Here is a 12,669-nt window from a genome sequence, read left to right as displayed (position 1 = left end):
TGGGGCAGCCTCAGTGAAGCTGTCCTTCAAGCGTTTATTCATTTTACGCTGCGCTTCTGCGGGAAATGGCGAACAGCGCGGCCCAGATGAGCAGGAAGCCGATCGCTTGCGGGATCGTGACGACCTGGTTAAATACAATCCAGTTAATCAGAACGCCGACCATCGGAAAGCTCAGCTCCGCCAGCGTCGCCACAGACGCTTTGGTCGTAGTCAATCCCTTATAGTAGACAAGCAGGCTGAACAGTCCCGGCAGCAGCGCTTGGCCAAGAAGGTTGATGCCGACCGCGGCGAGCGGACCTGCGCCTGTAGGAATCTGCCAAGGGTCACCCTGATTGATCGTTATGCCGATCAGGAGGGGCAGTGCCAAAATAAACCGCAGGGAGGTGACCGTCTCGTATTCCATTTTGCCGACCATCAGGCGTCCCATTACGGTAGAGCCACCCCATAGGGCGGCTGCGCCCAGGGAAAGCAGGCTTCCCACTTTCACGAAGTCATTCATATGACCGAATGGGAAGGTAAAACCGAACGTGAGAAGATACGTACCCGCCAAAGCTACGATCAACAGCCAGCCGAACTGCTTCGGCAGCTGCTCCTTCAGCAGCATGCGGGCCATCAGTATGGCGAAAATCGGCTGCAGCTTCTGCAGCAGCAGCACTGCATTCAAATTCCCGTGCGTCAGTCCCAGGGTAAAGAGTATCGTCGCGATCGCCGAGCCGCCCCAGGACAGGAACAGCAGCGCACCGATATGCCGCATTTGGAGTCCCTTCATTTCCGAACGATGCTTCCATAAAACCGGCGCCACGAACAATGCGATCACAATATGCTCGAGCAATACGATCTGCGTCGGCGTAATATTCTCCCGGAGCAATATGATCCGGAAGAGCGGATCAGCCCCCCATAGGGCCGCACCCAGCACGACCAGCCAAAAGCCGGTTCTCGGGCGGTCCGCCTGCTTGCGCGCGGCGGGATTCAACTTAATCTTGCTGCTTACGTTTTCCATTTCCTTGATCCCCTTGCCTGAATACGGAGTCAACATTGGAAAACCCCCGTTTATCGACGACAATCGACATAACGGGGGTTGATCAAATAAGCTTGCCGAAATGGTAAAAATTTCGCACAAACCTATCTCTTTGATCTTCTCCCATCCGGACTTTACCGTCGGCCCTGGAATCTCACCAGGTCAGTCGCTGCTTCAGAAAAAGAAACAGCGAGTCGCGGGCTTGACGTCTGTCTGCTGGAAGCAAAGGACGTTCACCGCCGGTCAGGAATTTCACCTTACCCCGAAGATCCATATTCATATTGTAGTATTTGTCAAAACAGATCATACCATGACTTCACATCATCGTATGTTAAAGCCATCACATTGGTTACTTACGATAGTATAGCACATATCTCAGCCATCGTGTCGGATTTTTTAAATAAGGATTTTTTTCCAGATTATTAAAAGATTCGATCGATAATTATTTTTGCTGAAAAAGCGCCAGAATAACGACAACCGCCTCGGCACGGGTTGCATGGGCTTCCGGAGCGAATATGCCGCCGCTTCTGCCCTTCATGATGCCCCGCTGCGCCGCCTCGGCCGCGTATGGCTTGGCCCAAGCCGGGATTTTGCCGTCATCGGCGAAATTCGTTTGACCCGCCGCTGCCGGAGCTGCAGCCCCGTTCAGCGAGCGGACAGCCATAGCCGCCATCTCGGCCCGCGAAATGAGCTTGTTTGGCTCGAACGCACCGCTGTCGTAACCGTTCATGAACTGCCGGCTGACCGCTTCTTCCACATAGGGCAGGGCCCAAGCGGGAATCCGCTTCGCATCCGTGAATTGCAGCGGCTGATGGCCTTTTCCATCGGTGCCCAGGGCTCGGATCAGCATCGCTGCGAATTCGGCTCGTGTGACTTCCTTATTGGGTCGGAAGCTGCCGTCCTCATAGCCCGAAATCCAGCCCTGCTGCACGGCCTGAACGATGGATGCATTGGCCCAATGGCCCGCAATATCTTTGAACGCAGCCTGCGAGGAAACCGTGCCGTCCTTCACGGCAAGCGAAGCGTTGATCGCCGTCCCGAAAGTGTTCAGCTTGGAATCCACCAGCTTGACGTCATGAAGGGATAACTGCGCCGCGCCTGTCTGCAGCCTCTTAAACTTCAAGACTGCGAGTTGAAGCGTGCCGCTGTCTCCGGCGATTTTCCCCACCTTCGTATGCGCGATCCGGATATCGCCGTTTTGAACGATCGGATCAATGGCAAACCCCCCGGTGCCGGAAGAAGCGCTTTGATAAGCAAGCTTCTGCGTATCGTATTTCAGCATGAAGTCGTAAGCATACAAATCCTGAAGCTGCGCTCCGGTGACGGTCACGGTGATTTCGTTCCCGCTGGCTGAAGATTTCATCGAAATCGCGGGGCCCGCTTCGGCGGCCGAAGCCTGCATGCCGATGGCAAAGCATCCGAGTAACATGACAGCTCCGATGATGGCGGCTATTTTTTTCAGCAATGGTTTTCATCCTTTCAGACTGCAAATCGCAGGAGCAGCCAAAGCCGCCCTGCGATTCGCTTTTTGAGAATATGGGAATCCGTCCTGCATGGCAATGCTTAGTTGCGGTACCAATCGCCGATGATCATTTGCGCTACCGCGGCCAAGGCGCGGATCGAGATTTCTCCCTCGCTGAAGATGTCGGCCTGCTCCACGCGGTTCCAGTTGCTGTCGCCCGATGTAATGCCAAAGTATTTGGCCATGATCGACAGGTCCTGCACGCTAATTTTACCGGCGCCCGGCACCAGCGTGATCAGCTTGGATTGGAAGACCGCAGCTGCGCTGTTCAGCGCGGAAACCGCCGTATCCACCTGAAGCTGGGTGGCGGATGCGTTGTTTTTCACCGCTACGGCTGCTTGAATCGCGGTTTGCAGCGTAGCCTTGGCAGCTGCCGGATATTGCCCGATCTTGTCGCCAGCGACCGCCTTGTCATACAGGCTTTGAGCCGAGGCGATTGCCGTTGTGAGCGCGGTTTTGTCCGTTGGCACGGATGGAACCGAAATGACCGCATTTTTGAACCTATTTACCGCTTGGGTCAATGCCGCAAGCGCCGAGTTGATTTGTTCCTGAGTAGCCGATGCGTTGCTGTAAACCGCATTCGCCGCCTGGATGGCAGCCAGCAGGTCAGACTTCGCGGCTGCAGGATATTCTCCCGGCTCCGTTCCTGTTACGGACTCGTCGGCCAGCTTTTGAGCGTCCTGGATCGCTGTACCCAGCGCGTTCCGGTCTGCGGTTGTCACCTGAATATGAACGGCTGCGTCACCGACGGAGAGCTGCTGCGAAGCGCCTTCCGAAGAAGCCTGGAAGGCCATCAGGGACACATTCGCGGTACCCGATGCATCCGCTTTGAGCTTGGCATGCAGCTGAAGCAGCTCGCCGCCGTCCTTCACGGCATGCTGTTCCCCGGTGGTTGCCAGCAGGAGGCGAATTTGCCCCTCATCCTGCTTGATGCCGGACGCCAACAGGTTCAGGCCATTTCGTGTCGTCGAAACCGCATCCGCGGCTAGAGCCGGGTTGCCATCCTGATCCGTCGTCGTTTCAAACGCAAACTTGGACGGATCAAATTGAATTGTTACGTCCAGCGCCGTCGCGGATTGGGTCAGCTGTCCGATGCCGACCGACAAATCTACCTGCGATCCCGCATAAGCGGTCCCGGGTCCCGTCAGCGATGCTGCGTTGTCCCCCGCACCGCCAGCGGCGGCTGTCACCGTGATGCCGACGGTCAAGCTGTCGCTTCCCCCTTTGCCGTCTTCGACCTTGAATGAAGCCGTATAGCTGCCCTCCTGCTGCGGTGTCCACGAGAATGTCCGAAGAGCTGGATCAAAGCTCGCGCCTGCCGGCAGGGATACCGAAGAATATACCAGCGTATCCTGATCGGCATCCGTTGCATTCACTTGGAACGTCAGCTGCTTTCCGGCTTGTACCATTTGCGGTAGTACCGCGCCAAAAACCGGAGGATGGTTTACAGATCCCGATCCCGCCTGGCGGATATCGCTCAGATTCAGCAGCTTGAGCTGGTACGTGGATTTGAAAATGGAAGAAATGCCGGTAATGTCAACCGCCGTCCCCTCCGGGAACGACTGCTTTAACGTGTCCGCATTAATACCCGTGCGGCTGTCTACGCGCACGCGTGTGGTGGCGTTCGCCCCCACCAGATCGAACTCAAGCGAGCCGGTCACAGTTGCGTAATTGCGGACGGTGACGTTCTTGAGCGTCAGCAGCTGTCCTTGATTCTGGTCGCTCAGCGCGTCTTGAACGGCAGGGGTAGGTGCCGGAATATTCGCCTGATCGTCCAGCTTCGTCACCTGTACGTCGTTTTGGAGCTCGACCTCGGTGTTGTACACCGTTTTTTGTGCGGTGATTTTAACTTTATCCCCCACATGGAAGTTCATCGATTTACTCATGTACACGTAGATGCCTGCCGTGGCGTCCTGCATGTAGAAGCCCGCGCCGCCGAAGACGCCCGGTTCGGAAGTGACTACACCCTGAACCGTGACATAAGTGTTGTCGGCGACGGTTCTTGCCTGACCGATCGTGGTCAGGTCCGGAATGGTCACGACTGGCCCGGATTGGCCGGATCCATAGGATCCGGCTTTATATGTTGTCGGGTCATACCATTTATAACCCGCCGCCGGCGTCGTCCATGGCTCTGTACCCGGAATTTCGGCCGAGGTTGCCGGCTCTTCCAAGGCTCCGAGCAGCGGAGTCGGCGAATCCAGCGTGATGCCTTTATTTTCAAAAGTCGTGTAATCTTCGTGCTGAGCCAGCCATTCTACGGTTTGTACAAGAAATACGCCGTCCTGGCCTTCATCCTTGAAGCCGTCAAAGGTCGTTTTCTTGCCTCCGTTATCTTCACGGACATAGCCCGGACTTGAGTCCTCAACCGGAGAAGAATCGCCGATAAAGGCCGCTTTTCCTTTTTCCAGCTTGGAAATCGCCGCATACGGGCCTTCATCGACGCCGCCGTTTTTGTAAACGCCGCCGTTAGGGAAATTCTTTTTATCGCTATTTTCGACGGCATTGCTCCAACCCGGAACGTTTTTCGGCAAATAAACCACGCCTTTGACCCGTTTCGGATCCAGAACGACCAGCGTCGAGCCGCTGTGCATTTCAACGTCGTTCACGCCTGCCGTAATGCCGAAGGATTGATCATATTTTAAGGTATCGGTTTTCGTCACGTCGCCGACGGAGTTATAACGGAAACGGACGCCGAAGTTCTGCCCGAGCCAGTCCGTGCTGGTGACGTCCTTCATCGCGCCGGAAGCCGCCTCGCCCGTCGTCATGCCTTTGGTCGGATCGCCGAAGGCGCCGCGGCGGTAGCCGTTCATCACTTCCGAGGAATCCCAGCGGTTCAGGTTCCGGTCGGAATTGTAGTGGTCAGAGATGAAGAAGATGCTGCCGCCCTCTTTTACATACTGCAGCATGGCATCCTGCTCGGAGGTTTTAAACGGAATATTGGCTTCGCCGATAATAAATACGTCATACTGCTTGAGCTTGCTGAGCGTAATGGTCGGCGTATCGTAGGACTGTGCGTTCATCGGGAGCGTTCTTTGCAGCGCATCCACCTGGAAGTGCGCTTGACGCAGTCCGTCCGCGAAATCCGAAAAAGCTCCGTCAATCACCCAGTCGGCTGCGCCTGCGGTTTGGCCGTGAGACTCATCGAAGAGCACCTTTTTGCCGGTACCGTCCGGAAGTGTCGTGGGTACGCCAATATTTTCGCTGCCCGGATCGGCAGGATTCGGTGTACCTCCGCCGCTGCCCGGATCGCCGCCGCCGGATTCACCCGAAAGCGTCATCGCCGTTGGCGTCTTGATCCCGGACATGCTGTTGTATGAGCTCAACGCTCCCGTTACCTGGAGCTTCTTGCCCAGATTGGCAGGGGTCGTTTTCAGCCCGATGGCAGAACGATAGCTCGCTGACACCTGAACATCGATCAGCTTGTCTTTATTGGTTTCATTCGGAGTATCCGCGATCAATACGTTCAAGTCGTCCTGAAAGCCCGAAAAAATCAGCTTGGAATTATACACCTCTCCAACGATATAGCCTTCAACGGTCGCCGACTCCCCGCTGTTGTTCTTGCCTATCGCTTCAGCTACGGTAAGTACCGAAGAAGCGGCTTGAGCCGGCATATAACCCAGAATGCTGGAAATAATCAACATCATTGCGAATATTATGCCCGCGAGCTTTCGGTTACGGATCTTCCAAGGCTTGGCCAAATTCATCCCTTTCGTTCCTCCTCAATTTTTTTCGTATTCACGATCCCCTTAAACGTAGCACCCTTTTATTATTACAATTTGCTGAATCTGTAAAATCTTACTCCTTGTTCATCATATCGCCTCCAATTGCGGTAGTAGAATTTTATTCTAAAATTACACTTGCTGTAAGCGCCTTCAATCTTATATTTGTAAAATAAATACAGAGGTCTCAGGTCATTCCGAGCCTCTGCATTTTGAATAAAATATAGGATATGTTAACTATTGCTATGTTCAAACCGGAGACTATTTGTCATTTTCCGTCTATGAATATCGATACGCTTTTTCCAGTGACTCATCCGCCGCTTCCGTTCTCCCTGCGCGCAAATCGAGTCTGTACACGCCGTAGCCCTTCGAGTCTGTTCGACCCGTATACTCGATTTGCGGAAAATCACGGATATATTTCACCGCGCTCGGTGACGAGACGAAAGTAACGCTCACCGGCTGTTCAATAGGAACGAAGCTCCAATTTTTTTCCGCAATTCCTTCCAGGCATCCCTGTTCCGCAATGTAATCGATCAGCACCTGGCGGTTTTCATCCGTCGAATCCAGAACCAGCTCCGCTTCCTTCAGCCCCGGAAAATTCCCGCCGCCGAACACGCGGTAATTGCTCGATACCAGAATAAATTCCTGCTCCGGTACGATCGGATTCCCTTCATATCGAAGGTCCACGATCCTGGTTGCATCCGGATGCTGAAGGGTGCCGTCCGGCTTGTATCTCGCCGGCTGGGTTACATCCACTTGATAGGTTACACCGCCAATCACGTCAAAATTAAAAACCGCGAACAGCGGATTCAGCAGCGGCTGATCCCCATCCTGATCCGGATCGATGCGGTTGTACAGGCCGGCTGCCATCTCGAGCCATTCCATGACACCGGCTCCCGTCATCCGGACGCCTTTAACCGTATTGTCGAACAAATACAGCTCCGTGGCGCTTTTGATAGCCACCGATCCCGCCGGAATATCCGCATACTCCTGCGGACCGTTGCGCCCTGCCTTAAACGGGGAAGCGACGGACAGCACGGGCAGATGGGCGAGATGCGGCGCATGGACCGCGATCCAGCGGCGGGCATAAGCGGTTTGCGCTTGATTCAGCAGTTGAACCGAAGCATCCTCATGAACGAGCGAAAAATAGCTGTGCAGAGGATTATTGACCCTGCCAATGGGCGCATTGGCGTATAGGATCGTATTGTGGTGCACCTCCTGCAGCATCGCTCTAATGACCGGATCAGGACTCGCTTGCTCTATGCCGTTAGCGCGGTCATAAACTTCACGGATCATGGACTGTCCATGAACGGCCTGCCATCTTCCTTCCACCTGCCGCAGCGATAAATCGATGATGCCAAGCATGGCTCCGCCATACCCCGCCTGAACGGCAGGCAGTCCGTTGATCGTTCCCTCTTCCAGCTGGATTGCAGGCAAAGGGCAGCCATCCTCGCCTTTAAAGGCGGGACTGAGTGACGCGGCATCGGCTGCGGGAAACACATGATGCGTATGGGAAAAGGTAATCGCGTCAATTCCCGGTACGAGGCTAAGCGGTAAGACTGCATTTTCGGCATTGTGATCCAATAGCGTCACGCCGCCGTCAAAACCAGTATGAGCGAGCGCAACGATGACATCCGCGCCTTTCTCCTTCATCTGCGGGACCCATTCTAGCAGCGACAATACCATGTCTTTCACCTGCACCCTGCCCTCCAGATGCGCCTGATCCCAATCCAAAATTTGCGGGGGTACCAAGCCGATCACGCCTATGCGGAGCTCATGCGGGTTTCCTTCGCTGTCCGTGCAGGTCTTGTTTAGAATCACGTAAGGCGTATAGCGGTTCACCATTGAGCCTGAGCCGCCGCTGTCCAATTGTCGTTCATTTACATATATATTGGCGTTTACGTAGGGAAATTGGGCGCCGGCAATTACCTGATCCAAATAATCGAGTCCGTAATTGAATTCATGGTTTCCCAGCGTTGCTGCATCATATCCCATCGAATTCATCGCTTGAATGGCCGGGTGGATAAAAGGCTCCGTCTCGGAAAAGCAGGACGGATCAATCCGGGCCGCAAATGTCCCGAGCGGCGTGCCCTGGATCAAATCCCCGTTATCCACAAGGAGCGTATTCGCCGCCTCGGACCGCGCCTGCCTCACCAGGGAAGCCGTTCGGACCAGCCCGAGTGCGGGATCCTGTTGATCCCGGTAGTAATCGTAATCCATCAGGCATGCATGCACATCCGTCGTCGACATGATCCGCAGCAGCATTGTTGGTTCCGCGCCCGCCTGCTCGTTCACCGCTGACCCCTTTTGATTGCCGTTCACCCGAAACCACTCCTTTTTAATATGTTATAATCTACGAATTTCCCGGGGTCCCTGCAAAGTATTTGGAAAAAGCATCGAAGCAAAGGCTGCTCCACTTTGCGGGTTTATTTTACCTGCATTAGATATCACACCGCTGCACGCGTCCCTCGCATGAGCCAAAGTACATCCATGTATGCTTTTTTATCCATTTCTATAGGGATTACGCTGATTATACCTCCTGAACATTAAGAGAAAGTAAAATCCTTCAAATCGCTTTTCTTCCATATATAGGGATTTACCTTGCTGTTCTTTCCGCCTTTTTACCTCTCAGCAAATTTTACGCAGCGCCAACAAAAGACAACCTTTCCGTTAACCCTTGGCCGCGAAGCCTATGTTACGCTCATTTCTGTCAGGCGAGGTGCCTGACCCAAAAAAAGAAATGATCATGGAGGGGACCATCATGTTTAAAAAAGTATTAACTATCGGGATGACACTGGCGCTCGCGGCCAGTCTTGCAGCATGCGGATCCAAAAATGCAGGCAGCGGAGACGCGGCATCCGGTACCGCGGAAGCAGCATCTTCGGCTTATATTCCGAAAGAGCTTAACGTTCAGTTCGTACCATCGCAAAACGCGGACACCCTGGAAGCCAAGACGAAGCCCCTTGAAAAGCTGCTCGGCGACAAACTGGGCATTCCGGTTCACGTGAGCGTGTCTCCAGATTACAACACGATCGTAGAAGCCATGGCTTCCAAATAGGTAGATGTCGGCTTCCTGCCGCCAAACGCTTATGTTCTCGCCCATGACAAGAAAAATGCAGCCGATCTTCTTCTCCAAGCCCAGCGTTATGGTGTGAAGGACGGAACCGGCGAAGATACGACGGATAAAGTTGATTTCTACAAAGCCATGATCGTCGTGAAAAAGGATTCTCCTATCCAAAGCCTGAAGGATCTGAAAGGCAAAAAAATCGGTTGGCAGAACGTAACTTCCTCCGCAGGTTATGTTTTCCCGGCTGCCGAGCTGAAAAAAGAAGGCATCGATCCCGACAAAGACGTACAGGGCGTAACGATCAAAGGGCATGATGCTGCTATTATGGCGCTCTTGAACGGACAAGTGGATGCGGTAGCCGTGTTCCAGGATGCCCGCAACACTGTGAAAAAGGACGTTCCTGACGTATTTGAGAAAACCCGCGTCATCCACTATACCGCCAAAATCCCGAATGATACCGTCAGCGTGCGCAATGACATGGATCAAAGCTGGAGAGACAAAATCAGTCAGGCTTTCATCGATATCACCAATGACGCCGAAGGCGCGCAAATCATCAAGGACATCTACACGCATGTCGGTTATGTTGCCGGCGATGACAAAAACTTCGATCCGGTTCGCGAATATGCGAAAGCCGTCGGTCAAGAAATCAAGTAATCACGAGCCTCTAATGCGATTGTCATAGAATCAGATTCATATTCGGGCATTACATCGGCGCAGCACCGTCCATGTCGTTTCGTGGCGGTGTTGTTTCCCATTGCGGACCATTAAGAAAATCTCTCCAGAAATCCTATCAGAAAGTTGGTTCGATCATGATTGAATTCGATAACGTATCCAAAGTCTATCCGAACGGCACGGTCGGACTGCGCAACATTAACCTTACGATCAAGGAAGGCGAGCTTGTCGTCATCGTCGGTCTATCCGGCGCCGGTAAATCGACCTTTTTGCGCAGCATCAACCGTTTGACCGATATCTCCTCCGGGGAAATCCGCGTGAACGGCAAATCGGTGACCCACGCCGCCGGCAGCCAGCTCCGCCATATTCGGCGCGATATCGGCATGATATTTCAGAGCTTTAATCTGATCAAACGCTCGACCGTCGTGCGCAATGTCCTGTCTGGCCGCGTCGGATACCATTCCACGCTTCGCACTATGCTCGGCTGGTTTCCCAAGGAAGATGTGGCGCTGTCTCTGGACGCGCTGCAGCGGGTCAACATCCGGGAAAAAGCGTATGTCCGTGCCGACCAGCTCTCGGGCGGCCAGCAGCAGCGCGTTTCGATCGCCCGGGCGCTTGCCCAGGAGGCAAGCGTGATTCTGGCGGATGAGCCTGTCGCTTCCCTTGATCCGCTGACGACCCGACAGGTCATGGACGATTTGCAGCGGATCAATCGCGAGATGAACATCACCACGGTCATCAACTTGCATTTTATCGATCTGGCTCGCGAATATGCGACACGGATTATCGGTCTCCGTGCGGGCGAAGTCGTCTTTGACGGCACGCCTGCGGAAGCCACCGATGAAGCCTTCGCGGAAATTTACGGCCGTCCCGCGCTGCAGGATGAGCTGCTGGGAGGGGCATGATGAAGACACCTGCTTCGACGGCTCCGCTGCAGCCGGCAGCGCCGGAGATTCTGCCGCCGCGAAAAACCAAGCAGCTGGCCGGCTGGCTTGTTCTGATCGCCGTGCTGATCGTTTGCTCCATCCGGACAAAAGTGACTCCCTACCAGCTGATTACCGGGCTGCCGCAGATGGGCAGTCTGCTGCGGGAAATGTTCCCGCCGGACTGGAGCTACCTGCCCACGATTTGGGCTCCGATGATGGAGACCGTCCAGATCGCCATTTTGGGCACAACCCTGGGCGGACTGCTGGCCATTCCGGTCGCGCTGCTGTCCGCTTCCAATCTGCAGGTAAGCCGCTGGATCTCGCTGCCTTGCCGCATGATTTTGAATCTGGTGCGCACCATTCCGGATCTGCTGTTCGCGGCCATTTTCGTCGCCGTGTTCGGGATTGGTCCTTTTGCCGGCATGCTGGCCCTGGTCTTCTTTTCCTTCGGCATCATCGCCAAGCTGACCTTTGAAGCGATCGAAGCCATCGATCCTGGACCGCTTGAAGCGATGACCGCCGTCGGCGCGAACCGGATGCAGATTATCCGTTTCGGCGTTGTACCGCAAGCGCTGCCTTATTTTATGTCCTATCTGTTGTACACCTTTGAAGTGAACATACGGGCGGCCGCCGTGCTTGGACTTGTCGGTGCGGGAGGCATCGGGCTGCTGCTGGACCGGGCGCTCGGACTGTTCCGCTATGACCGGGCATCGATCATCATATTGCTGACGCTTGTCATTGTGCTTGTCATCGACTACGGCAGTACAATCATCCGGAGGAAACTGCTATGAAAAACACCCACACTGCTGCGCCGGCGAAAGCTTCCGGCTCCACGCTCCTTTCCCGGCTGCGGCTTGCGCTCATCGTCATCCTTGTCGCTGCCGTCTACTATTGGTCCGTTCAAGGCATGCAGTTCGAGGGCATCCAAGGAACCGCCGGAACCGTTTCGAGGTCTATTTTACAGGGCTTTCTGCATCCGGACTGGTCCTTCGTCTATCTTGCGGAGGGTGAGGACTTGCTGCGGGGGCTGCTGGATACGCTGGTCATTTCCATCCTCGGCACCGTCGTCGCTGCCGTGGTCTGCATTCCGTTTGCCTTTTGGGCCTCCTCGAACATGAGCCGGCGGCTCGCCGTATCCGGCAGCGGGAAAATCGTGCTGAGCGTCATCCGCGTATTCCCGGAGATTATCGTGGCGATCCTGTTCATCAAAGCGGTCGGACCCGGCTCGTTCGCCGGCGTTCTCGCCCTTGGCATTCATTCGGTCGGCATGCTCGGCAAGCTGTATTCCGAAACGATCGAAAGCATCGACCGCGGGCCGGAGGAGGCGCTGATCGCCTCCGGAGCGAACCGTCTGCAGGTTCTCCGTTACGCCGTGCTGCCGCAGGTCATTCCGCAGTTTCTTTCCTACTCGCTGTACCGGTTCGAGATTAACATCCGTTCCGCAACGACGCTCGGTCTCGTAGGCGCAGGCGGCATCGGTACGCCGCTCATCTTTGCGCTGCAGGTCCGCAACTGGAACCGGGTCGGGATCATTTTGCTCGGAATCATCGTGCTGATCATTCTGACGGACTGGATATCCGGCTGGGTTCGAAGACGCATTATATAACGAAGGCATGAAGCGATTAGAAGCTTAACATCCGCCTTTCCCGCGCCGGACCCGCGTCGCTGCCAGCTCTTCTGTGCGCGCCCACATACGAAAGGACTGCTCCCCGAGGTTCCCCCTGAGGGAGGCAGTCCTTTTGCAT

Annotated in this window: 7 protein-coding genes, 1 pseudogene and 1 riboswitch; of the genes and pseudogenes, 4 read left to right on the top strand and 4 right to left on the bottom strand. The window is 54.8% G+C overall.

Annotation, left to right across the window (positions count from 1 at the left end; translation table 11 throughout):
- Window positions 1–43: 43 nt before the first annotated feature.
- The 4 genes from PCH05_RS22065 to PCH05_RS22050 form a co-directional block, all read right to left on the bottom strand.
- Entirely contained in the window at window positions 44–1,000 is a 957-nt protein-coding gene (locus PCH05_RS22065) for a DMT family transporter (protein ID WP_127605933.1), read from the bottom strand.
- Window positions 1,001–1,129: 129 nt separating this feature from the next.
- Window positions 1,130–1,292: riboswitch (FMN riboswitch) on the bottom strand.
- Window positions 1,293–1,460: 168 nt separating this feature from the next.
- Window positions 1,461–2,483, bottom strand: coding sequence for an S-layer homology domain-containing protein (locus PCH05_RS22060; protein ID WP_127605931.1), 1,023 nt, complete (start codon window positions 2,481–2,483; stop codon window positions 1,461–1,463).
- Between the two features lie 98 nt (window positions 2,484–2,581).
- Window positions 2,582–6,238, bottom strand: a complete 3,657-nt coding sequence (locus PCH05_RS22055) for a DUF6359 domain-containing protein (RefSeq protein ID WP_411830541.1) — start codon at window positions 6,236–6,238, stop codon at window positions 2,582–2,584.
- 300 nt (window positions 6,239–6,538) lie between these two features.
- Window positions 6,539–8,581, bottom strand: coding sequence for a bifunctional 2',3'-cyclic-nucleotide 2'-phosphodiesterase/3'-nucleotidase (locus tag PCH05_RS22050; protein WP_246049868.1), 2,043 nt, complete (start codon window positions 8,579–8,581; stop codon window positions 6,539–6,541).
- 439 nt (window positions 8,582–9,020) lie between these two features.
- Between PCH05_RS22050 and PCH05_RS22045 the strand changes: the two are divergent.
- The 4 genes and pseudogenes from PCH05_RS22045 to phnE (PCH05_RS22030) all read left to right on the top strand — a co-directional run bounded on the left by PCH05_RS22045 (window position 9,021) and on the right by phnE (PCH05_RS22030) (window position 12,530).
- Window positions 9,021–9,980: pseudogene (locus PCH05_RS22045) on the top strand (phosphate/phosphite/phosphonate ABC transporter substrate-binding protein).
- Between the two features lie 155 nt (window positions 9,981–10,135).
- Window positions 10,136–10,903, top strand: a complete 768-nt coding sequence (gene phnC / locus PCH05_RS22040; RefSeq protein ID WP_127605927.1) for a phosphonate ABC transporter ATP-binding protein — start codon at window positions 10,136–10,138, stop codon at window positions 10,901–10,903.
- A complete protein-coding gene (gene phnE / locus PCH05_RS22035; protein ID WP_127605925.1) occupies window positions 10,903–11,715 on the top strand; it encodes a phosphonate ABC transporter, permease protein PhnE in 813 nt (270 codons plus the stop codon). The genes phnC and phnE (PCH05_RS22035) overlap by 1 nt, the downstream gene beginning before the upstream one ends.
- Window positions 11,712–12,530, top strand: a complete 819-nt coding sequence (gene phnE, locus PCH05_RS22030) for a phosphonate ABC transporter, permease protein PhnE (RefSeq protein ID WP_127605923.1) — start codon at window positions 11,712–11,714, stop codon at window positions 12,528–12,530. The genes phnE (PCH05_RS22035) and phnE (PCH05_RS22030) overlap by 4 nt, the downstream gene beginning before the upstream one ends.
- Window positions 12,531–12,669 lie beyond the last annotated feature (139 nt).

The sequence above is a fragment of the Paenibacillus chibensis genome, from assembly GCF_004001045.1.
In the GTDB taxonomy this organism is placed as follows: domain Bacteria; phylum Bacillota; class Bacilli; order Paenibacillales; family Paenibacillaceae; genus Paenibacillus_AQ; species Paenibacillus_AQ chibensis.
The sequence above is the reverse complement of the archived record's forward strand: the minus strand, read 5'-3'. Positions and strand labels throughout refer to the sequence as shown.

What these genes read in the sequence shown, in the direction of transcription:
- phnE (WP_127605923.1), top strand. Translation starts at nt 11,712, where the DNA reads ATGAAAAACACCCACACTGCTGCGCCGGCGAAAGCTTCCGGCTCCACG.
- phnC (WP_127605927.1), top strand. Translation starts at nt 10,136, where the DNA reads ATGATTGAATTCGATAACGTATCCAAAGTCTATCCGAACGGCACGGTC.
- PCH05_RS22065 (WP_127605933.1), bottom strand. Translation starts at nt 1,000, where the DNA reads ATGGAAAACGTAAGCAGCAAGATTAAGTTGAATCCCGCCGCGCGCAAG.
- phnE (WP_127605925.1), top strand. Translation starts at nt 10,903, where the DNA reads ATGAAGACACCTGCTTCGACGGCTCCGCTGCAGCCGGCAGCGCCGGAG.